The sequence below is a fragment of the Streptomyces sp. NWU339 genome (assembly GCF_003143855.1).
Lineage (GTDB): Bacteria > Actinomycetota > Actinomycetes > Streptomycetales > Streptomycetaceae > Streptomyces.
The window spans coordinates 271426-293358 of record NZ_QFRK01000004.1; the positions used below are offsets into that span (position 1 = coordinate 271426).

The window sequence follows — 21933 nt, forward strand, 5'->3', positions numbered from 1 at the left end:
ACGTCCCCGACGACCCCTTCTCTGGAGAGGCCCATGCTCCGGGTGCTGATGTTCCTCGTCCCCCTCGCGTTGAGCGTCTACGCGTTCATCGACTGCATCAGCACGAAGGACGAGGACATTCGTCACATGCCCAAACCGCTGTGGGCGATCCTCGTGCTGCTGTTCCCGCTCGTCGGCTCCATCTCCTGGATCATCGCCGGCAAGAAGCGGCATCCGATGGGCGCGGGCGGCCAGGCCGGTTCCGCCTGGAGCCGGGGCGGCGGCCGACAGCAGTGGGTCGCCCCGGACGACAACCCCGAGTTCCTCAAGTCGCTGAACGAGGAGAAGGACCGGGACCCGGACGACAGCCGGGGCGACAGGGACGGCGACAAGGGCAAGGGCACGGACGGCTAGGGCACGGACGGCCAGGGCCTGGCCGACGGCATCGGGCGCTCCTAGCACCGTCGTTCGGGAAACCATCCGTTTCGCCGAAAAGCGTCGACACGCCGCGTATCAGCTCGTGGAAACGGCATTCCCCTGATCGGGTCTGTCCCATCTGCGAACGGAGACGCCCCCGTGCGAATGACCGACATCCACCGGTGCGGAATCCGGCCGGGACGGCTCGTCGAGTGGACACTCGGTCCAAGGACCCTGGACATCGCCGCCGTGCTGCCGGAGGACGCCCGCCCACCGGCGTACATCCAGGAGTCCCACATCAGGACGGCCCGGTCCGTCCGTGACGACGGCCTGTTCGTGCCGACCTGGATCGGCGCGGCCTTCGACATCCCGGGTCCGGTCGACCTCGACGTGCTGCAGGAGGCCCTGCGCGGCTGGACGCTGCGGCACGAGACGTTGCGCAGCGGCTTCCGCTGGACCGGTGACGCGGGCGCCCCGCTGCGCCGGTTCACGCTCGACGCGGAGGCGGTGTCGCTGCGCCGCGAGGACGTCGGCGACTTCCCCGACGCGACGGAACTGGCCCGCCACCTCCAGGACCGCTTCGACGCGACGGCGGACGCGCTGCGCTGGCCCAACCTCATCTACACGGCGGTCGTCCGCGACGACGGCACCAGCGTGTACATGGCCTTCGACCACAGCAACGTCGACGCCTACTCCATCTACCGCATCCCCGCCGAGGTCCACGAGTTGTACGCGGCCGGCCTCACGGGCCGGGCCGTGGAGCACCCCCCGGTCGGCAGCTACGTCGACTTCTGCGAGGCCGAGCGGGCGGAGGCGGACCGGATCGACGGCACCCACGACATCGTCGGCCGCTGGCGGGAGTTCATCCAGCGGTGCGACGGGCGGCTGCCCTCCTTCCCCGTCGACCTGGGTCTGACGCCCGGGGGCGGGCTGCCCGAGCAGAAGCTCATGCGGGAGCCGCTCGTGGGCGCGGCCGACGCCGCCGGGTTCGAGGCGTACTGCCGTCCCCAGGGCGGCAGCCTGGTCGGCGTCCTGGCCGCCACCGCGCTCATCGTCCACGAGATCGGTGGGGAGCCCGTCTACCGCACGGTCGTGCCGTTCCACACCCGGACCAGGTCCCGGTGGTCGCGGTCCGTGGGCTGGTACGTCGGTGGCGCGCCGATCGAGATCCCCGTGGAGCGGGCCACCGACTTCCCGAGCGCGCTGCGCACCGTGCGCGAGGCGCTGCACGCCAACCGGCGGCTGTCCCGCATGCCCATCGACCGGGTGCTGCGCCTGCTCGGCACGGACTTCCGCCCCACGTCCCCCGACCTGTACTCGATCGTCTCGTACGCGGACTCCCGCGACATCCCCGGTTCCGACCGCTGGACCGACCTGAACGCGTACGGGCTGCTCAGGGTGTCGTACGGCGACCAGGTGTGCGCGTGGGTCACCCGGCTCCGGGAGGGCCTGTGGTTCGCGAGCCGCTACCCGGACACCGAGATGGCGCACAAGAACCTGCGGCTGTACGTGGAGCGGCTGCGGGACGTCGTCACGAGTGCCGCCCGGGAGCGGGGCCCTGCCTGAGCCCCGCCCTCCCCGGACGGCCCGGGCCCCGACGAGCCCGAGTACGTCCCGGAGTACGTCAGCGCAGGCGCGACGAGGACAGGATCGACAGCAGGTGGGCCGGGACCATCAGCCAGGTGATCACGGCCAGCGCGCCCAGCGCCCAGCGGGTCGGCTCGATGCCGCCGGTCACCGCGTCGGCGACCGCCGCGACCAGCAGGACCAGGGAGGCCTCGATGCCGTTGGTCACCCGGTGGATCTTGAAGGCGGCGGCGACGCGGCGCACGGTGGCCACGCCCTGTGAGCGCGGGCGGGTCGACTCGTCGTCGGCGACGGCCAGTCCGCGCCGGGCGCGGGCGACGTCCACCAGGTCGGTGGAGGCCTTGAGCAGGACGACCCCGAGGGCGGTGGCGATGCCCACCGACAGCCAGCCGCCGAAGCCGGACTCGGCGGCCCGGTAGCCGGCACCCGCCAGCAGTGCCGCGTCGGCGAGATACGCGCCGAGCCGGTCGACGTAGATGCCGGTCGCGCTGTTCTGGCCCTTCCAGCGGGCGACCTCGCCGTCCACGCAGTCGAAGAGCAGGAACAGTTGCATGAGGACCACGGCGAGGACCGCACCGGTCAGGCCGGGGATCATCAGCGCGGCGCCGGCGGCGACCCCGCACACGACCATGGTCCAGGTCAGCTGGTCCGGGGTGACCGGGGTGCGCACCAGCTGGCGGGTCGCGCGCAGGGACATCTTGCGCATGTAGAGGCGGCCCGCCCAGTGTTCGCCGTTGCGGCTCGCCAGCTTGGCCTGCGGCTGGCAGACCCCCCGCAGCTCCTCCAACGCCGGAGCAGCACCCATGACGTTCCTCCCACCCGGGCCCGACTGCCGCTCACGCGGCGATGATCGAGCCAGCAGGCTACGCCTCCGTGCTCTCCTGGACGCGGGAGGGAGCGTCAAGGCGCTCGTCCGGCGTGACCCGGCCTCACAAGCCGGGGCATATCGCCCCCTTCGCCGGACCCGCGCACCCTCGGCTGTGCCCTCGGTGCGCCCCGGCACCCGGCGGGCCCCTTCCGGACATGCGGAGGGCGGGGGTCCGAAAACCCCGCCCGACGACCAAGGAACCCCGGCTCAGGGCCAGACCAGGCAGTACGCCTGGTGCCCCGCCTCGTGCAGCCGGTGCGAGAAGTCCTGCCACTCGTGCAGCGAATGGGAGGGGCGGGGCGCTGACCTGGGGTCTTATGGGGGAATGTGCGTTGACCTGGGAAAAATTTTCTACGTAGTTCTCACCGGTCAACGCCGTTTTCCAGGCTCATGTGCCCTGGATGTGCCCTGGAGCGGCCGAGCCGCACCTACTGCGTGGCCGAGGTCGCCTGCGCTGTCGAAGCGCCCTATCTGCGACACCCGCTTCAGGGAGTTTCCCCAGGTGAGGGTCGTGACCTGGGGTAACGTCGGCGGTGGGGCGCGTGGGCTGCGAAAAGGTGCTCCCAAGTTCTCACGTGTGCACGAGCTTTCTCGACCTCGTGTGTGCTGAACACGTTCGAGCTGGGCGGCTGGGCCGTTTCGTTTGGATCAGCCGGTCGTTGGTTTGGGTGTGCCGTTGTCTGACGTGCAGTGGGCACGGACCGATCCGTCCTTCCGGGTTGGACACCGAACGGGCGGCCGGTGGCGCGGCGTGTGGTGCGGGCCGGGGTGGTGCCGGAGCGGGTGTTCGCGGTGACGCACGCGGTCGTGACCTTGGTGGTGAGAGCAGGCCCTGTACTGGGAGGACGAGGAGATCTGGCCGTACCGCCTGCACCTGCCGGCGGGGGCCAGCGTGTCACGTGGCGCCGACGCCACCCCGGGGGCATCCTGTGGGCACTTGCGATCGCGGGGGCAGCCGACGAGAAGGGTCCGGTCATGCGGGTGTCGTCGCAGGGCGTTACGGTCGTGGCTCTCCTGGCGGATCCGGACGCGCCGACGGAGATCGCGCAGCGCATGGCCCGGACACTTCCTGATCGGCTCTCCGACAAGTCGAGCCAGGGGCGACGGTTCGAGGTCGAGGTGGTCAGTGAGCCCTTCACCTCGGGGACGGAGGACCCGCCCACCTTGATGCGCCGGATGATGGACCGCGGAGGTGCGGAGAACTGGGACATCGTCGTGGCCCTCACCGACCTTCCGCTGCACTCACACGGGCGCAAGCTCGTTGTGGATCTGAGTCACGAACACGGCCTGGCGCTGCTCTCCCTCCCTTCGCTGGGGGGCCTGCGTCTGCAGACGAGGGCCCGGCGGGCGGTGGAAGAAGCCGTGCTCAGCTTGGCGGGTCCGCGAGCCACTGGGGCTGAAGGACCTCCGCAGAGTCAGCCGCTTCTGGGGCCCTTTGCCGGTCGTCTTGCGCCTATCCATCCGGGCCCGGTCGGTGAACAGGAGACCGCCGATCTGCGGTACGTCGTCAGCGGGCCGCGCGGTTACCTCAGGATGCTCGTCGGTATGGTCCGCGCCAACCGGCCGTGGCGGTTGGTGCCGGGTCTGTCGAAAGCCCTGGCGGCCGCACTCGCCACGGGGGCCGTCGCCACCGTGAACTCCACCACTTGGAGCCTGGCCGAGGCCCTGAGCACGCCGCGCCTCGTGATCGCCATGGTCGGGTCGGTCGGGCTCATGATCGGCTGGCTGATCGTGGACGCGCAGCTGTGGGATCGCTCGACAGAGGTTTCACGGGAGGCGAGGCTGAGGGCGCGGCTCTACAACGCCTCGACGGTCGTGACCGTGGGTATCGGGGTGCTCGTCTGCTACGTGGGTTTGATGGTCATCAACTTGGTGTGGGCGCTGTTCATCCTCAACGACCGAGTGTTCGCTTCCATGACACGGACCCCGCTGCACGCTACGGAGTACTGGACGTTGTCCTGGTTCGTCGCTTCGGTCGCCACGGTGGGCGGCGCGCTCGGATCAGGCTTGGAGAGCGACGAAGCGATCCGGGCAGCCGCCTACTCCAAGCGCGAACAGGAACGTCGCCGCGTGCTGCAGGACGACCACGGTGACTAGTTCGTTTTCATCAGCTGATCGATCGGTGCGTGGTCGTTTCGCGTCGGGGGCCGACGGGGACCCGGACGTTACGCCGCCGAAGCTCCGCCTGGCGGGCCGGCGGCGGCACCACCGTTCCACCTGATCCGGGTGAACGGCCCGCAGAGGCGTGCCGGAGCCGCGGACCCCGTCGCACCAACTTCCGAGAGGCAGGCTCTTTGCGCCGTCTCTATCACCGCCGTGCCGCGGTCATGCCGCGACACCGAGGGAAGTCATCATGAAAGCAGCGGTATATGAAGGACCGCGAACGGTCACGGTGAAGGACGTACCGGACGCGAAGATCGAACACCCCTGCGACATCATCGTCAAGATCACCGCCACCAACATCTGCGGTTCGGACCTGCACATGTACGAGGGCCGCACCTCGTTCGAGTCCGGCCGCACCCTGGGACACGAGAACATGGGCCAGGTCGTGGAGGTCGGCTCGGCCGTCCGCAAGGTCCAGGTCGGCGAGTATGTGGTCCTGCCCTTCAACATCGCCTGCGGCTTCTGCAAGCAGTGCGAGCGGGGTCTGACCAACTACTGCCTGACCATGCAGCCGGAACCGGCCCTCGCCGGAGCCGCCTACGGATTCGCCGACATGGGCTCCTACCAGGGCGGCCAGGCGGAGCTGCTGCGCGTGCCCTACGGCGACTTCAACGCGCTGCGTCTGGGCGAGGACGCCGCCGACCGGCAGACCGACTACGTGATGCTCGCCGACATCTTCCCCACTGGGTATCACGCCACCGAGATGGCCGGCGTCAAACCGGGCGACCAGACGATCGTCTTCGGGGCCGGTCCCGTCGGGCTGATGGCGACCTACTCGGCCCTCCTCAAGGGCGCCGGCCGCGTCTGGGTGGCCGACCACCAGCCCGACCGGCTGCGCAAGGCGGAGGAGATCGGGGCCATCCCGATCAACACCGCCGAGCAGAAGCCGGCGGAGGTCGTCAAGGAGGCCACCCTCGGTCTGGGCGCCGACAACGGCTGTGAATGCGTCGGCTACCAGGCGCACGACCCCGAGGGACACGAGGACGCCAGCCTCACGCTCAACGGCCTGATCGACTCGGTCAGGTTCACGGGCGACATCGGCGTGGTGGGCGTGTTTCTGCCCCAGGACCCCGGCGGCGCGGAGGCCCAGGGGGAACTGGAGGCGCAGGGCAAGGTCCCGATCGACTTCGGCATGATGTGGTTCAAGGGCCAGCGCATGGGCACCGGGCAGGCGCCGGTGAAGAAGTACAACCGGGCGCTGCGGGACCTGATCGCCGGCGAGAAGGCGAAGCCGAGCTTCGTCGTCTCCCACGAGCTCAGCCTGGACGAGGCCCCCACCGCCTACGAGCACTTCGACGCCCGTGACGAGGGCTGGACCAAGGTGGTCCTGCATCCCGACGGACACGGGAACGGCCACAAGCGGTGAGGGACCCGAGGGCCGCCGTCCGCCTTGCTCCCCCGGACCGGTCCGGCCGGCGGGCGGCGATCGGCCCTGGCTTCGGCCGGGGTTGGACGGGCAGTTGTCGCCTGAGCCCCGGTCGGACCTGAACCAGCGGCGATCGGCCGCGTCCGGCCCGGTAGGACGGATGGCGGACCCCCGCCCGCCCAGCTTGACGGGCGCGTACTCGACAGGCCGGGTCTGAACCCGCTCCTGAAGTCAAAGCCATGGATTCGCCGGTGATAACACCCGTCAAGCCCCTGGCGCGCGTCACGTCCACGCCGCGACCGGACGGCTGCGCCGGTTCGGGTGACGGGAGTTGAGGATTGAATGCGGGCCAAGCGGAAACTCCGGAATTGTCTGCTATGCGCGCTTCGCCTTCTCGCTCGAGTGACCCGACGCCTTCCGTTCACCTCACCGCACGTGGGGAGCACCCATGAAGACAGACACCCGCTCCACCTCCCGCCTCCGGCACGATCCGCTCGTACGTGGCCTCGGCTGGGCCAGCGCGCTCCTGGGTGTGCCCCAGGTCGCCGCCCCGGCGGGCTTCGCCCGGGCCCTGGGCGTGGACGACACCTCCCGGCACCGCTCGGCCACGACCGCCGTCGGTGTGCGCGAGCTGGCGGCGGCGACCGGGCTGCTGGGGCGGCCCCATCCCGCCTGGCTCTGGGGCCGCGTCGGCGGCGACCTCATGGATCTGACGATGCTGGCCCGGGCCCTGAGGAACCACAACGGTCGCGGCCTCGGCCGCACCGTTGCCGCGACCGCCGCGGTCACCGCCATCACGGCCACGGACGTCTACGCGGCCGTGACCCGCACCCGTAGGAGCACCCCCATGGAACTGACCGCGGCCACCACCGTCACCCAACCTCCGGACGAGGCCTACGCCCTCTGGAGCGACCTGGAGCGACTGCCGGACTTCATGGCGCACCTGGACGAGGTGCGCGTCACCGGCCCGCGCACCACCCACTGGCGGGCCGGCGCGCCGTTCGGCAAGGCGGTCGAATGGGACGCCGAGACCACTCAGGACGTCCCCGGCCAGCTGATCGCCTGGCGGTCGGTGGACGGTGCCGACATCGGCAACTCCGGCGAGGTCCGCTTCGTGCCTGCCCCCGGCGACCGGGGCACGGAGATCCGGGTGACCCTGCGCTACGACCTGCCCGGCGGGGCGCTGGGCGAGGCCGCGGCGCGCTACTTCGGCGAGGAACCGCACCAGCAGCTGGACGACGACCTGCGCCGCTTCAAGCAGATCGCGGAGACCGGTGAGGTCGTCCGCTCCGAAGGCGCACCCGGCGGCAAGCGGGCCCGCGGGGAGTTCCCGCAGCACCCGGCCCGACCGCTGACCGAGGACGAACTGAAGGAGGCCCTGGCATGAAGGCGAACTGTTGGACGGGACGCAACTCGGTCGAGGTGCAGGACGTCCCCGAACCGTCGATCCTGAACAGCCGCGACGCCATCGTGAAGATCACCTCGACGGCGATCTGCGGCTCCGACCTCCACCTGGTCGACGGCTACGTCCCCACCATGGAAAAGGGCGACATTCTGGGCCACGAGTTCATGGGAGAGGTCGTCGAGGTCGGCCCCGGCATCAGCGATGACAAACTGCGCGTCGGCGACCGGGTCGTCGTGCCCTTCCCGATCGCCTGCGGCGCCTGCGGGGCGTGCCGCGCGGAGCTGTACTCGTGCTGCGAGAACAGCAACCCCAACGCCGGCATCTCGGAGAAGCTCTTCGGCCACCCCACCGCCGGCATCTACGGCTACTCCCACCTCACCGGCGGCTTCGCCGGCGGCCAGGCCGAGTACGCCCGCGTGGTGCTCGCCGACGCCAACGCCCTCAAAATCGAGTCGGACCTCAGCGACGAGCAGGTGCTGTTCCTGTCCGACATCCTGCCGACCGGGTACATGGGCGCCGAGATGTGCGACATCCAGGAAGGTGACGTCGTCGCCGTCTGGGGCGCCGGGCCGGTCGGCCAGTTCGCCATGGACAGCGCCCGGGTCCTGGGCGCGGAGAAGGTCATCGCGATCGACAAGGAGAACTACCGGCTCGACATGGCCGCCGCCCAGGGCTACACCACCATCGACTTCGAGGACGTGGACGTACGGTCGGCGCTGCTGAAACTCACCGGCGGCCGGGGCCCCGACAAGTGCATCGACGCGGTCGGGCTGGAGGCCACACACGGTGCCTCCCACGTCCACCTCTACGACCGGGCCAAGCAGGCGGTCCGCTCCGAGACCGACCGGCCGCACGCGCTGCGCCAGGCCATCCTGTCCTGCCGGAGCGGCGGCGTGGTGTCGGTCATCGGCGTCTACGGCGGGCTGATCGACAAGTTCCCGGCGGGTGCCTGGATGAACAGGTCCCTGACCCTGCGCACCGGGCAGTGCCATGTGCAGAAGTACATGAAGCCGCTGCTGGGTCTGATCGAGCAGGGCAAGATCGACCCCACCAGGGTCATCACCCACCGGCTGCCCCTGAGCGAGGCAGTGACCGGCTACGACCTGTTCAAGAACAAGAAGGACCGCTGCGAGAAGGTCGTCCTCACGCCGTGAGGGCCGCGCGGAACCGTCAGCGGTGCGCTGGGCGCCGGCTGGGAGGACGACCGTGTGGTGGGTCGGGCCGCCTCCGGGGTCCGTCAGGGGGAGGGTCAGCGCCAGGACACGGACCGGCCCGCCACCGGCCGACGCCCCTCGGGGCCAGCGGTGCGAACCAGGTTGCCCGTCTGCTCCCGGTGCTCGTGCACGAGGCGGATCGCCATGGCACCCTCACCGGCCGCCGAGGCCACCCGTTTGACCGAGCCGCTTCTGACGTCGCCGGCGGCGAAGACCCCGGGAAGGGTGGTCTCCAGCAGCAAAGGACCACGGCCGAGCGAGGCCCACCGGGTCGCGTCGGCCGCCGCCTGGGCGTCGGCGCCGGTGAGGACGAAGCCCTTCTCGTCCAGGGCCAGCACGCCCCTGAGCCATTCCGTGCGCGGCCGGGCCCCGATGAACACGAACAGCGCCGCGGCCCGCAGCTCACGGCGCTCACTGCTTGCGTTGTCCTCCACGATCAGCGACTCCAGCTTCTCCTCCCCGGAGACGCCCCGGACTTCGGTGTGGAGCAGTACCTCGATCTTCGGGTGCCGTTCCACCTGGTCCACCAGGTAGCGTGACATGTCCGCGTTGAGGTCACCGCCCCGGACGAGGAGGTGGACCCTGGACGCGTGGTTCGCGAGGAACAGCGCCGCCTGCCCGGCGGAGTTCCCGCCGCCGACCACGGCGACCGGGTCCGCCTGGCAGAGACTGGCCTCGTGGACCGTCGCCGCGTAGTAGACGCTGATACCCTCCAGGCGGTCGATGCCGGGCACCTCGAGCCTGCGGTACCACACGCCCGAGGCGAGCACCACGGAGCCCGCCCGGGCCCGGGACCCGTCTGTGAAGGTGACTACGTACTCGTCGTCCTGCGGGGTGAGCCCGCTGACCTGGGCCGGCACCATGAGGCGGGCGCCGAACTTGTGGGCCTGGAGCACCGCGCGTTCGATGAGCTCGCCCCCGGAGATGCCCGACGGGAAGCCAAGGTAGTTCTCGATTCGAGACGAGGTACCGGCCTGGCCTCCGGTGGCCACGGCGTCGACGGTGACCGTGGTGAGGCCGTCGGAGGCACCGTACACGGCGGCGGCGAGTCCCGCGGGGCCCGCACCGATCACCATGACGTCGTACCGCCCGGCCTCCGGCGAGGGGGCGGGCAGCCCGATGAGCCGGGCGAGTTCGGCGTTGCTCGGATTGCGCAGCACCCGCTCGCCCTTCCAGAGGACTACCGGAGTCTCCTCGGGACGGATGGCGAACCGACGCAGCAGCGCCTCCGCCTCCTTGTCCTTCTCCAGATCCACCCAGCGGTGGGGCAGCCGGTTGCGGGCGGCGAACTCACGCAGCCGCAGCGTGTCCGGTGAATAACACGACCCCAGGATCCGGAAGCCGGCGCCGAGGCCGATGAGCAGATACCTGCGGCCCAGGTAAGCGCGGAGGATCAGGTCGCCGAGGACGGGGTCGCGGCCGACCAGGGCGCGTTGCCGCTCCACCGGTACGGCCAGGATCTCGCCCGCCCCGCGCGCCACGGCGGTGTCGAACGCCGCCTGGCCCTCCAGCAGCCCGAGTTCACCCAGGAACCTGCCGGGTCCGTGCACCGCCACCGTGCGCTCGTCGGGCCCGCCGTGGTCGTGGAGGATCTCGACGGTCCCGCTGAGGATCGCGAGGAACTCCCGGAACGGCTCGCCCTCCTGGTACAGCACCTCGCCCTCGGCGGTCCTGCGGCGCTCACCGTGCGCGGTCAGGTGCTGGAGCTGCTCCGGTGTCAGGCGCGGGAACGCCCCGTACCGGTCCGGTGTCTCGCGGACCGCACCATGCTTGTGCTCGGCCGTGTTCATCAGACCAGGACCTCGTGGACGTAGCACCAGCGCCAGTCCTCTCCCGGCTGGAAGGACTGCACGACGGGGTGACCGGCGCTGCCCGCGTGCCGCCTGGCGTGCTTGAGGGGCGAGGAGTCGCAGCAGCCGACGTGCCCGCAGGTGAGGCAGAGCCGCAGGTGCACCCACGGGGAATGCTCCATGAGGCACTCCTCGCAGCCCTCCGGGGTACGCGGCGTCACTGGGCGCACCATTGCCAGGTGCGGGTCGGGAATCGTGGCCATGAGGGTTCTCCTTCCGTGAATGGGACTGCTCAGCCGCGGCCCGCGATGGTCTCCTCCGCTCCCGTGTCGAACAGGACCAGGGTCGGCACGGCCGTGACCTGGAACCGCTGCGCGAGCGCCGGCGACCGGTCGATGTCGACCTTGAGCGCGTCGGCGAGCTGGTGTTCGGGGCACCGAGTTCAGCTCGGTCTTGGCCTTTTCCGCAGCCTCGGACTTTTCTTGCGCACCGTGGCGCACCCTCGTTCCTGGTCGGCGGTTCGGGTGCCGCCGAGCGGCTACGGCAGTACGAAGGCCGGCGAGTTCGGCAGACCGGATCTGAGGTGGTCCCACTCGCCTTCGCTGACGTGGCGTTCCAGAGCCTCCAGCACGGTGTGCACGACTCGTTCGATGCCGCCGTCGACCGCGTAGGGAAAGTCCTCCCGGGCGCGCTGGAGGAATTCCTCGCCGCTCAGCTTCACTGGTGTCTCGGACGGCTTCCATCCGTCGCAGTAGACGCCGCGGATCAGGGTCGGAAGCTGCCGCCCCGAAGTGCGCGGCCCCGTCGACGGACGTGGGTTCGCGGCAGTACCGCCTTCTTCGCCCGGCGCGGCGGACTGGCCGGGCGAAGGTGCCTGTTTCCGTGGAGGCGGTCATGGTTCACACCTCGATCGCCGAGCCGACGGCGGTATGGCCGAGGTGTTCGTGGACGTGATGGACGGCCATCGCTCCCTCGCCGACCGCGGAGGCGACCCGCTTCGCGGAGCCGCGGCGGACGTCGCCCGCCGCGAAGACCCCGGGCAGTCCGGTCCCGAGGGACGTGCAGTTCCGTACTGCGGTTTCGTAGGGCTTCCGCGGTGGCCGGTCCATCGTGTTCACCCTCCTGCAGTGGTTTGCCGGCTCGCCATCGCCTGCTCGACCCACGAGCGCAGGACGTGCGCGGGTGCCGCCCCGGCCTGCCGGGCGACCGTCTCGCCCTGGTCCAGGACGAGCAGGGTCGGCACCGCCTGCACCTCGAACCGCCGGCTGAGCCGCGGGTTCTTGTCGACGTCGACCTTGACGAGCTTGATCCGTCCGGCGAGGTCGCGGGCGACCTGTTCGAGGGCGGGGCTGACCATGCGGCAGGGGCCGCACCAGGTGGCCCAGAGGTCGACGACGACGGGCTGGGCGGCGTTGTCGGCGACCTCTGCGAAGTCGTCGTCGCCCGCGTCGACGATCCAGGGCAGGGACTGCTTGCAGTGGCCGCATTGGGGGCGGCCCTCGGCGGCCACGGGAATCCGGTTGCCGCGCCCGCACTTCGGGCAGGTCACCGTCGTCGTCCGGGTGGTGTTCACGCCGCCCTCGCTTCCCGGGCCCCCTCCTGCTGGTCGTAGGTGACCACCAGCTCTCCGTGCTCGGCGTCGACGCGGACCGTCGCGCCGTCCTGGACGTCGCCGCGCAGCAGCGCGCGCCCGACCAGTGTCTCGACCTCGTGGGAGATGTAGCGCCGCAGCGGACGGGCCCCGTACACCGGGTCGTAGCCCTGGTGGGCGATCAACTCGCGTGCTGCATCGGTGAGTTCGACGGTGATGCGGCGTTCGGCGACCCGCTGCCGCAGCTCGTCGAACTGCAGCTCCACGATCCGCTCGATCTGGCGCTCACCGAGCGGTTTGAACAGCACGATGTCGTCGACGCGGTTGAGGAACTCCGGGCGGAAGTGCCCGCGCAGCTCGCCCATCACCAGGGCGCGGGCGTCCGGCTTGATCTCACCCTCGGCGGTGGCGCCGTCGAGGAGGTGCTCGGAGCCGATGTTGGACGTCATGATGATCACGGTGTTGCGGAAGTCGACGGTGTGGCCCTGAGCATCGGTGATGCGGCCGTCGTCGAGGATCTGCAGCAGGGTGTTGAAGACATCGGTGTGCGCCTTCTCGATCTCGTCGAACAGCACAACCGAGTACGGCTTGCGGCGTACGGCCTCGGTGAGCTGGCCGCCTTCCTCGTAGCCGACGTATCCGGGCGGTGCGCCCATGAGCCGGCTGACGGTGTGCCGCTCCTGGTACTCACTCATGTCGAGGCGGACCATGTTCTCCTCGGAGTCGAACAGGGCCCGGGCGAGGGTCTTGGCCAGCTCGGTCTTCCCGACGCCGGTGGGGCCGAGGAAGATGAACGAGCCGATGGGGCGGCGAGGGTCGCGGATGCCGGAGCGGGCGCGGATGATGGCGTCGGCGACGAGCTTGACGGCCTCGTCCTGGCCGATGACGCGCTCGCGCAGGATCTCGTCGAGGCGCAGCAGTTTCTCGCGTTCGCCCTCCTGGAGGCGGGCGACCGGGATGCCGGTCCAGGCGGCGACGATCTCGGCGATCTCCTCCTCGGTGACGACCTCGCGCAGCAGCCGGTTTTCCCCTTGTTTGGCGGCCAGTTGGTCCTCCTCTGCGGCGAGTCGGCGCTCCAGGTCCTGGAGGCGGCCGTAGCGGAGTTCGGCGGCGCGGTTGAGGTCGTAGGCGCGTTCGGCCTCCTCCGCCTCGTGGCGGACCTGCTCCAGTTCCTGGCGCAGTTCCTGCACGCGGCGGATCGCCTGCCGTTCGGCCTCCCACTGGGCGCGTTTGGCGTCGGCCTCGCCGCGCAGGTCGGCCAGTTCCCTGCGCAGTTCCTCCAGGCGGGTTTTACTGGCGGGATCGGTCTCCTTGGACAGGGCCGCCTCCTCGATCTCCAGGCGGGTGACGCGGCGGGTGATCTCGTCGAGTTCGGCGGGCATGGAGTCGATCTCGGTACGCAGCCGGGCGCACGCCTCGTCGACGAGGTCGATGGCCTTGTCGGGCAGGAACCGGTCGGTGATGTAGCGGTGGCTGAGGGTGGCCGCGGAGACCAGCGCGGTGTCCTGGATCTTCACGCCGTGGAAGACCTCCAGGCGTTCGCGCAGTCCGCGCAGGATGGAGATGGTGTCCTCCACGCTCGGCTCGTCGACCAGCACCTGCTGGAAGCGGCGTTCGAGGGCGGCGTCCTTCTCGATGCGCTTGCGGTACTCGTCGAGGGTGGTGGCGCCGATCATGTGCAGTTCGCCGCGGGCGAGCATCGGCTTGAGCATGTTGCCCGCGTCCATGGCCCCTTCGGCGGCGCCCGCGCCGACGACGGTGTGCAGTTCGTCGACGAAGAGCAGGATGCGCCCCTGGGCGGCCTTGACCTCGCTGAGCACGGCCTTGAGGCGTTCCTCGAACTCACCGCGGTACTTGGCGCCGGCGACCAGGGAGCCCATGTCGAGGGCGAACACAGTCTTGTCGCGCAGTCCTTCGGGCACGTCGCCGCGGACGATGCGCTGGGCGAGGCCCTCGACGATGGCGGTCTTGCCGACGCCGGGGTCGCCGATGAGGACCGGGTTGTTCTTGGACTTGCGGCTGAGGATCTGGGTGACGCGGCGGATCTCGGCATCCCGGCCGATGACCGGGTCGAGCCTGCCGTCCCTGGCCTCGGCGACGAGATCGCGGCCGTACTTCTCCAGAGCCTCGTAGGCCACTTCGGGGTTGGCCGAGGTGACGCGCTGGTTGCCGCGGACCTGGGTGAGCGCGCTCAGGAACGAGTCCCGGGTGATGCCGGCCTCCTTGAGCAGCCGCCCGGCGGCGGTTGAAGAGCCCTCCTCAGCCAGGGCGAGCAGGAGGTGCTCCACGGACACGTACTCGTCCTTGAGGCGTTTGGCCTCCCGTTCGGCGGCATCGAGCAGGCGGGCGAGGCGCTGAGTGACGAAGACCTGGCCGGGTGCCGCGCCGGGGCCGGTGACCTTCGGGCGGCGGGAGAGTTCCTCGCGCACGGCCGCGCGCAGCTCCTTCGGCTCGGTGCCGGCCTCTTGCAGCAACCGCGGGATCAGACCGTCCTCCTGATCGAGAAGTGCGAGCAGCAGGTGTTCCCCGTCGACCTCGGTCTGTCCCATGCGGACGGCCGCGGTCTGGGCCTCCTGGAGGGCTTCCTGGGACTTCTGGGTGAGACGGTTCATGTCCATGGTGGTGTTTCACTCCTCGTGCCGCGGACGCGCAGGGCGGCTTCGAGCAGGCTGATGCGGTCGAGCAGGTCGAGCACCAGGCCGATGGATGCGTAGTTGAGGCAGAGTCCGGAGCGCAGCCGCTGGATGCGGGCGAGGACTGCCGGCGCCGTGGGGTCGAACACCAGGTGCCCCGCGGCGTCGCGTTCGGCGTCGACCAGGCCGAGGGCGACGAACCGGCGGATCAGATCGGGGTGGAGGCCCGAGCGACGGGCCACGGCGTCCAGGGAGAGCCTGGGGGCGGGCACGAGCGCGTACCGGACAGCCGTCGAGGCGGTGACGTCGGCGCCCGTCCGTACCGGACGGGCGCCCACGCCGTCCCGGCCGATGCCTGCCGCTCCCGCGGGTCGGTCGTTCATCGCGTCCTCCTGGGGTCGAACGAGGAGGTGGCGGCGAGCTCCTCGAACAGTTCGCGCTCCCGGTCGCCGAGGGCGGGCGGCACCATGACACGGAGTTCGGCGTACAGGTCGCCGTTCGCGCCGCGCGGGTTCGGCATGCCCTCGCCGCGCAGCCGCAGCCGCCGGCCGCTGGACGAGCCCGCGGGCACCGTGACCTTGGCCGTGCCACCGCCGGGGGTGGGCACCGGTACGGTCGCACCCAGGGCCGCCTCCCAGGGGGCGACCGGGACCTGGACGTACACGTCGCGGCCGTCCAGCCGGAACCGGGGGTGGGGCTGGATACGCACCCGCAGGTACAGGTCCCCCGCGGGGGCGTCACCATTGCCCCGGCCGCCCTCCCCCGCCAGCCGAATGCGCTGCCCGTCGGTGACGCCCGGCGGCACGACGACCTCGTATCGCCGCGGCTGCCCGGTGGGACCGGCGAGCGTGACGGTGCGACGGCCGCCTCGGTACGCCTCCTCGACGGTGAGCGGCAGTTCGGCCTCCTGGTCCGCTCCGGGGACGCCGCCTTGGGCGGCGCCGGCTCCGAACATGGAGCCGAGCAGGTCCTCGATGTCGGCACCCTCCGCTGCGAAGTCGTCGCCGAAGCCGGTGGTGTACCGGACACGGGGGCCGCCCGCGCCCGCGGTCCTCCGAGCGCGGAAGCCGCCGCCCGCTCCGGCCGCGACCCGTTCGTCGAAGTCCTCGGGGATCTTGCGGAAGTCCTCGCCGAAGCGGTCGTAACGGGCCCGGGTCTTCGGGTCCGACAAGACGCTGTATGCCTCGTTGAGGTCCTTGAAGCGTTCCTCCGCCCCCGGGTCCTTGTTGACGTCGGGGTGGTAATTGCGGGCGAGCTTGCGATATGCCTGCTGGATCTCGTCCTGGCTCGCGGTCCGCGACACGCCCAGCACCTCGTAGAAGTCCCGTGCCATGACCGGTCACTCCCGCTTCGCGACAGTCACGGCGGCGGGCCTGAGCTGCCGTTCGCCGTCCCCGTAGCCCGGGCGCAGCACCTCGACGACGGTTCCCGGTGGAGCGTCGGGGTCCTGGACGACGCCGACCACCTCGTGCCGGGCCGGGTCGAAGGCGACGCCGGTCTCCGCGTGCCGCGGGTAGCCGAGCAGTTCGAGGACGTTCACCGCCTGGTCGTGGACCGTCCGGATGCCCTCCACGATCGCGCCGGGGTCGGCTCCGGCATGGGTCAGGGCGAGCTCGAGGTTGTCCAGGACGGGCAGGAAGGCGGCGGCCGTACGGGAACGCTCGACCGTCCGCTCCCGCTCCAGTTCCCTGGCGTGGCGCTTGCGGAGGTTGTCGAGGTCGGCGAGCGCGCGCCGCCAGCGGTCCTCCAGTTCCTGGATCGCGGTCGTGTACTCGTCCTCGGCAGGTGCGGGGCCGGCGGCGTCGGGTCCCGGTTCGTCGGGCGCCGCTTCCGGCCGGGGCGGCGGGCCCGGTTGCGGCAAATCCCCGCGAGGAGGGCGTACGGCGCCTTCCGGGACCGGTTCGACCGGATCCGACGCGGCCCGGTCGGGTTCCTGGGGGTGGCTGGGCATGGCGCGCCTCAGTCCTTGTCGAACTCGGCGTCGATGACGTCGTCGTCACCGCCACCGCCACCGCCACTCGGGCCACCGGTCGCGCCGCCCCCGGTGGTGTCCTGGCCGGGACCGCCCGTGGCGGCGGCCTGATGGGCCGCCAGCCCGGCGAGCACCTGCTGGAGTTCGGAGGCCAGGGGCCGCACGCGCTCCACACCCGCCTCTTCCTTGACCGCCGCCCGGGCGTCGGACACGAGCATCTCGGCGCGTGCCTTCTCGTGCGTGGGCGCTGCGTCACCCAGTTCGGCGAGGCGCTTCTCGACCTGGTAGGCGACGGCGTCGAGCTCGTTGCGGGCGTCGACGGCCTCGCGGAGTGCCTGGTCCTGGCCCCGGTTGCGCTCGGCCTCCTGGACCATGCGTTCGACCTCACTGCGGTCCAGGTTGGAGCTCTCGCTGATGGTGATGCCCTGTTCCTTGCCGGTGTCCCGGTCGCGGGCCCTGACGTTGAGGATGCCGTTGGCGTCGATGTCGAAGGTGACCTCGATCTGTGGTTCGCCCCGCGGCGCCGGCCGGATGTCGGTGAGCTGGAACCGGCCGAGCACCCGGTTGTCGGCGGCCCGCTCGCGCTCGCCCTGGAGGACCACCACATCGACGGCCGGCTGGTTGTCCTCGGCGGTGGAGAAGGTCTCGGTGCGGCGCACCGGGATGGTGGTGTTCCGCTCGATGATCTTCGTCATCACTCCGCCGCGCGTCTCTATGCCCAGCGACAAGGGTGTGACGTCGAGCAGCAGGACGTCCTTGACCTCGCCCTTGAGCACCCCGGCCTGGATCGCGGCGCCCAGGGCCACGACCTCATCGGGGTTGACGCTCATGTTGGGTTCCTTGCCGCCGGTCAGCCGGCGGACCAGGGCCTGGACCGCCGGGATACGTGTGGAGCCGCCTACGAGGATGACCTCGTCGATGTCGCTCTCGCCGACCTTGGCGTCGGCCAGTGCCTGCTGGAGCGGTCCCAGGCAACGCTCCACCAGGTCGCCGGTGATCTGCTCGAACGTGGACCGCATGATCGAGTCGGTGAGGTGCTTGGGGCCCGAGGCGTCGGCGGTGATGAACGGCAGGCTGACCTGCGTCTGCGTCACCGAACTGAGCTCGGTCTTGGCCTTCTCCGACGCCTCGAACAGTCGTTGCAGCGCCTGCGGGTCCTTGCGCAGGTCGATGCCGTTCTCCTTCTGGAAGTCGTCCGCGAGGTAATCCACCAGACGCCGGTCGAAGTCGTCGCCGCCCAGGTGGCTGTCGCCGGCGGTGGAGCGCACCTCCACCACGCCGTCGCCGACGTCGAGGATGCTCACGTCGAAGGTGCCGCCGCCCAGGTCGAAGACGAGGACGGTCTCGTGCTGCTTCTTGTCCATGCCGTACGCGAGGGCGGCCGCCGTCGGCTCGTTGATGATCCGCAGCACCTCCAGTCCCGCGATCCGTCCGGCGTCCTTGGTGGCGGTGCGCTGAGCGTCGTTGAAGTAGGCGGGCACCGTGATGACCGCCTCCGTGACCCGTTCCCCCAGCTGCTTGGAGGCGTCGTCGGCGAGTTTGCGCAGCACCTGTGCGCTGATCTCCTCAGGCGCGTACAGCTTGTCGCGCACCTTGAAGCGGGCCGCCCCGCCGTCGCCCTCGACGACGTCGTACGCCACCGCCTTGGCCTCGTCGGAGATCTCGTCGAAGTGCCGGCCGATGAACCGCTTGGCCGAGTAAATGGTCCCCTTGGGGTTGAGGATCGCCTGGCGCCGGGCCAGCTGGCCCACCAGGCGCTCGCCGGTGTCGGTGAAGGCCACCACGGACGGTGTCGTGCGGTTGCCCTCGCTGTTGGGCACGACGGACGGCTCGCCGCCCTCCCACACGGCGATCACCGAGTTGGTGGTGCCCAGGTCGATGCCCACTGCCTTCGCCATGAGGAACTCCTCCCGGTCCGGCGCCTGCGCCGACTTTCCGGATCACGTTCGTTCAGGTACGGGTGGGACCTCCGCCGGTGGTCTGCAGCGCGCCGATCAGCCGTACAGCCTCGTCGGCGACCGCCTCGTCCACGACGACCTCGTACCGGCTCGGCTGCATCGAGCGGAGCGAGGCGAAATCCCGGCGACCGCCCTGCAGGGCGTCCAGCAGCATGCCGAACAGCGCGCCGACGATCGCTCCGAAGATCAGCCCGTACAAGGCGAGGAGCAGGACGGAGACGACGGGGTCGAGCCAGTTCACAAGGCCGAAGAGCCAGCCGATCAGGACACCGGGGAGCGCACCGCTCGCCGCTCCGTGAAGGGCGGCCCTGCCGTAGTCCATCCGGCCGATCACTTGCTCGACCAGGCGCACGTCCTGGCCGATGATCGCCACCCTCTCCACGGGAAACCCATGGTCAGAGAGATGGTCAACGGCGCGTTCGGCTTCCCCGTACGTCTCGTACGAGGCAACCGGCCTGCGATGCTGCTCGGTCATCGCCCAGTCCTTCCTGCCGGTGCGCACGGAGGGTTCCGAACACTCCCCAGAGTGGCCAGCCGAGTGGCTCCACGCCTGCGCCTGGCGAGTCAGAAATGCACGGGTCCGGTCGCCCCACGAGTACGAGAGGAAGAATCCGGACATCTCGGATGAGCCGACCCGCGAGCGGGTACCCGGAACACCGTTCGCCCCCTGAAGGCTCGGGGAGAACGGAGTGATCCCATGGCCGGCAGCCGGGCGCACCACCTGTGCCGCCGCCGCTCCGACCGGGAGAGCAGCCTTCCGCGGGGCAGCGCCGGGTGGCAGCTCACGGCTGCGCGGAGAGGGCCCCGCCCACCCGTTCCCACCCCAGCCGACCATGCCCTCCACGAACTGATGGCGCTCTCCCGCGCCCTGTTCGACACCCGGGACGAAGGCGAGATCCTGCGCCTGGCCATGGACCACATAGCCGCCGCAGGGCCATACAGCGCCGAGGCCGGATACCTCAGGGCGGACGGCGACCTGGTCCCCAGCCCGAGGGTCGGGCAGATCCATGACTTGGCCGTGGACCGGAGGGTGCGGGAGCTGGCCGGGCAAGACGGCCCTGTGACCGTACCCGGCCGGCCCTGGGGCCGGGCCCTGGGGCTGCGCGGACGTGAGGGACTCCACGGCTACCTCGTGGTGACGTCCCGCTCCCGGCCCACCGAGGCCGAGCGCTCCCTGCTCGCCACGCTCGTCCGGCACACCGCTGCTGCTCTGTCAGTCGCCTTCGCACACCGCCGCCAACGCGAGGACGCGCTGGAGCTGCACCGGCTGAGGGCGGAACGGACAGCCCTCCAGCGACAGCTGATCTCCGTCGTGGCTGAGCTGGGGTACCTGCGGGCCGTTCACGCGCTCATGGTCGACATCGCTGCCTCGGGCGGCGGCGAGGAAGCCATCACCCGCGCACTGCACGGGCTCACTGGACTCCCCGCGCTGGTCGAGGACCGCTTCGGTCGGCTGAGGTCCTGGACCGGCCCCAGCCGCCCCGACCCCTATCCGGAACCGGACCCCGTGCGCCAGGACGAAATGCTGCACGCCGTCGCCCAGGAGGTCGGGCCGGTGCGGATAAGGGACCGGCTGATCGCCCTGGTCCGCCCGCACGGCGAGATCCTGGGCGTGTTGGCCCTGGTCGATGCCCGGAACGAGGCCGACGAGCACACCGTGCTCGCGCTGGAACACGCCGCCATGTCGCTCGCCCTGGAGCTGGCGCACCTGCGTAATCTGGCCGAAGTGGAGCTGAGGCTGCACCGCGAACTGGTCGACGACCTCCTGGCAGGGACGGACGAGGCGAGCGCCTACGCTCGGTCCGAGGCAGTCGGACACGACCTGCACCGCAGCCACTACATCGTCGTGGTGCAGTGGTCGAACCGGACTGCGGACGATTCCTTCCCGCAAACCGTGGGCCGGGCGGCCTCTGCCGTGGGCATGCGCTCGCTGCTGACCCGACGTTCCGACCACGTGGTCCTGGTCGCCGACGACAGGCCGCACGCCCGCGCGCTGTACGAGGCGCTCGCCCGGGAGACCGGGACACGGTCCGGGACGATCGGGGTGAGCGCCCCTTCCGACTCCGTGGACGGCATCCCCCACCGCTACCAGGAGGCGCAGCGCGCCCTGGAAGTGCGCCGCCACTCCCGCGAGCGCTACGGCACGACGTTCTTCGACGAGCTCGGCCTCTACCGCATCCTGGGACCTGGCAACGATTACCGGGAACTGGAGACGTTCGTCCACGAGTGGATCGGGCAGCTCATCGACTACGACTCCCGGCACCACGCGACCATGGTGGAGACCCTGACCCGGTACTTCGACTGCGGCGGCAACTACGACGAGACCGCCGAATCCCTCGCGATCCACCGCAGCACGCTGCGCTATCGACTCCAGCGCATCCGCGACATCAGCGGCAACGACCTCGCGAACGTCGAGGACCGGCTCAACCTCCAGGTGGCGACCCGAGTATGGAAGATCGTGCTGGGCGGACCCGGCTGATGCCCCGATAGAACTGTTGTGCGGACAGCGTCGGCGGCAGTTGGTGGGAGTGTCTGATCAACGGCGGATCTGATGATCAAGGAGACGCCAGTTCCCCCAGCCCACAGCCCCGCTGGTCTGGCTGGAGAACCCCAACAACTCCGTGTACCTGGAGTCCGAGAGCAACATCCAGAACTACACGGACATCTTCGACCAGCTCAGGGCTTCTGCCCTGAGCCCGGCCGAGACCCATACCCACCTCACCCGCACTGCCGAGGAGCTCGAACCACGAGCATGACCCCGCCCCGCCGCCCCGTGCCGAGGACCTTCACAAGGCGCGCTGGCGCAAGAGCTCCTACAGCGGAGGCGCCAACGACTGCGTGGAGATCGCCGACCTCGGTGCATACGCGGCGGTACGCGATTCCAAGGACCTCGACCTGTCACCTGTGATCCTCAGCCGCTCCGCCCTGGGTGATCTGCTGGGCCATTACACCGACGGCGAGACTCGCGTCGGCTGAGACCCTGCCCGAGC

General features: G+C 70.4%; 20 protein-coding genes and 2 pseudogenes. 9 read left to right on the plus strand and 13 right to left on the minus strand.

Annotated features, from left to right (window positions below):
- Window positions 1–33: 33 nt before the first annotated feature.
- Window positions 34–393: a PLD nuclease N-terminal domain-containing protein gene (locus tag DIZ27_RS07695; RefSeq protein ID WP_109377540.1), complete on the plus strand. Its 360-nt coding sequence runs from the start codon at window positions 34–36 to the stop codon at window positions 391–393.
- 162 nt (window positions 394–555) lie between these two features.
- Window positions 556–1962, plus strand: a complete 1407-nt coding sequence (locus DIZ27_RS07700) for a condensation domain-containing protein (protein ID WP_109377541.1) — start codon at window positions 556–558, stop codon at window positions 1960–1962.
- Window positions 1963–2020: 58 nt separating this feature from the next.
- Here the strand turns inward: DIZ27_RS07700 and DIZ27_RS07705 are convergent, their stop codons facing one another.
- Window positions 2021–2788 (minus strand): CDP-alcohol phosphatidyltransferase family protein, encoded by a 768-nt coding sequence (locus DIZ27_RS07705; RefSeq protein ID WP_109377542.1) that lies wholly within the window; start codon window positions 2786–2788, stop codon window positions 2021–2023.
- A gap of 1038 nt (window positions 2789–3826) precedes the next feature.
- Between DIZ27_RS07705 and DIZ27_RS07710 the strand changes: the two genes are divergently transcribed.
- The 4 genes from DIZ27_RS07710 (at window position 3827) to DIZ27_RS07725 (ending at window position 8939) form a co-directional block, all read left to right on the plus strand.
- On the plus strand, window positions 3827–4948 hold the full coding sequence (locus tag DIZ27_RS07710) for a hypothetical protein (protein ID WP_181383423.1): 1122 nt from the start codon (window positions 3827–3829) through the stop codon (window positions 4946–4948).
- Between the two features lie 256 nt (window positions 4949–5204).
- The gene (locus DIZ27_RS07715) at window positions 5205–6380 is read left to right on the plus strand and encodes a glutathione-independent formaldehyde dehydrogenase (protein WP_109377543.1); all 1176 of its coding nucleotides are present in this window, start codon (window positions 5205–5207) and stop codon (window positions 6378–6380) included.
- Window positions 6381–6828: 448 nt separating this feature from the next.
- Window positions 6829–7767, plus strand: coding sequence for an SRPBCC family protein (locus DIZ27_RS07720; protein WP_109377544.1), 939 nt, complete (start codon window positions 6829–6831; stop codon window positions 7765–7767).
- Complete coding sequence (locus tag DIZ27_RS07725; RefSeq protein ID WP_109377545.1) at window positions 7764–8939, plus strand: zinc-dependent alcohol dehydrogenase; 1176 nt, start codon at window positions 7764–7766, stop codon at window positions 8937–8939. The genes DIZ27_RS07720 and DIZ27_RS07725 overlap by 4 nt, the downstream gene beginning before the upstream one ends.
- A gap of 95 nt (window positions 8940–9034) precedes the next feature.
- On the opposite strand, the gene DIZ27_RS07730 is transcribed toward DIZ27_RS07725, so the two are convergent.
- From DIZ27_RS07730 to DIZ27_RS07785, 12 genes and pseudogenes are all read right to left on the minus strand, one after another.
- Window positions 9035–10789, minus strand: coding sequence for a cyclic nucleotide-binding domain-containing thioredoxin-disulfide reductase (locus DIZ27_RS07730; protein WP_109377546.1), 1755 nt, complete (start codon window positions 10787–10789; stop codon window positions 9035–9037).
- Window positions 10789–11052 (minus strand): UBP-type zinc finger domain-containing protein, encoded by a 264-nt coding sequence (locus tag DIZ27_RS07735; protein ID WP_109377547.1) that lies wholly within the window; start codon window positions 11050–11052, stop codon window positions 10789–10791. Before DIZ27_RS07735 ends, DIZ27_RS07730 begins: the two co-directional genes overlap by 1 nt.
- 29 nt (window positions 11053–11081) lie before the next feature.
- Window positions 11082–11189: pseudogene (locus DIZ27_RS07740) on the minus strand (thiol reductase thioredoxin); the annotation flags it as partial.
- Window positions 11190–11327: 138 nt separating this feature from the next.
- On the minus strand, window positions 11328–11558 hold the full coding sequence (locus DIZ27_RS07745; RefSeq protein WP_109377548.1) for a DUF2267 domain-containing protein: 231 nt from the start codon (window positions 11556–11558) through the stop codon (window positions 11328–11330).
- A gap of 130 nt (window positions 11559–11688) precedes the next feature.
- On the minus strand, window positions 11689–11898 hold the full coding sequence (locus DIZ27_RS07750) for a hypothetical protein (protein WP_146228913.1): 210 nt from the start codon (window positions 11896–11898) through the stop codon (window positions 11689–11691).
- Between the two features lie 5 nt (window positions 11899–11903).
- Window positions 11904–12362 carry a thioredoxin gene (gene trxA, locus DIZ27_RS07755; protein ID WP_109377550.1) on the minus strand — a complete coding sequence of 153 codons (459 nt, stop codon included), beginning with the start codon at window positions 12360–12362 and terminating at the stop codon, window positions 11904–11906.
- Window positions 12359–14998: an ATP-dependent chaperone ClpB gene (gene clpB, locus DIZ27_RS07760; RefSeq protein WP_109377551.1), complete on the minus strand. Its 2640-nt coding sequence runs from the start codon at window positions 14996–14998 to the stop codon at window positions 12359–12361. Before clpB ends, trxA begins: the two co-directional genes overlap by 4 nt.
- Window positions 14989–15396: a chaperone modulator CbpM gene (locus DIZ27_RS07765; RefSeq protein ID WP_109377552.1), complete on the minus strand. Its 408-nt coding sequence runs from the start codon at window positions 15394–15396 to the stop codon at window positions 14989–14991. Before DIZ27_RS07765 ends, clpB begins: the two co-directional genes overlap by 10 nt.
- Window positions 15393–16346, minus strand: a complete 954-nt coding sequence (locus tag DIZ27_RS07770) for a DnaJ C-terminal domain-containing protein (protein WP_109377553.1) — start codon at window positions 16344–16346, stop codon at window positions 15393–15395. The genes DIZ27_RS07765 and DIZ27_RS07770 overlap by 4 nt, the downstream gene beginning before the upstream one ends.
- Window positions 16347–16352: 6 nt before the next feature.
- Window positions 16353–16964 carry a nucleotide exchange factor GrpE gene (locus DIZ27_RS07775; RefSeq protein ID WP_109377554.1) on the minus strand — a complete coding sequence of 204 codons (612 nt, stop codon included), beginning with the start codon at window positions 16962–16964 and terminating at the stop codon, window positions 16353–16355.
- 8 nt (window positions 16965–16972) lie between these two features.
- Window positions 16973–18883, minus strand: a complete 1911-nt coding sequence (gene dnaK, locus DIZ27_RS07780) for a molecular chaperone DnaK (RefSeq protein WP_109377555.1) — start codon at window positions 18881–18883, stop codon at window positions 16973–16975.
- A gap of 52 nt (window positions 18884–18935) precedes the next feature.
- Window positions 18936–19418 (minus strand): general stress protein, encoded by a 483-nt coding sequence (locus DIZ27_RS07785; RefSeq protein WP_109377556.1) that lies wholly within the window; start codon window positions 19416–19418, stop codon window positions 18936–18938.
- Between the two features lie 222 nt (window positions 19419–19640).
- Here DIZ27_RS07785 and DIZ27_RS07790 point away from each other — a divergent pair, with 222 nt between their 5' ends.
- The 3 genes and pseudogenes from DIZ27_RS07790 (at window position 19641) to DIZ27_RS07795 (ending at window position 21919) form a co-directional block, all read left to right on the plus strand.
- Window positions 19641–21422, plus strand: coding sequence for a CdaR family transcriptional regulator (locus DIZ27_RS07790; protein ID WP_109377557.1), 1782 nt, complete (start codon window positions 19641–19643; stop codon window positions 21420–21422).
- A 103-nt stretch (window positions 21423–21525) separates the two neighbouring features.
- Window positions 21526–21699 (plus strand): annotated as a pseudogene (locus tag DIZ27_RS46475) (Scr1 family TA system antitoxin-like transcriptional regulator); the annotation flags it as partial.
- Window positions 21671–21919, plus strand: coding sequence for a DUF397 domain-containing protein (locus DIZ27_RS07795; protein WP_109377558.1), 249 nt, complete (start codon window positions 21671–21673; stop codon window positions 21917–21919). The pseudogene DIZ27_RS46475 and the gene DIZ27_RS07795, both read left to right, overlap by 29 nt.
- The last annotated feature ends 14 nt before the right edge of the window (window positions 21920–21933 follow it).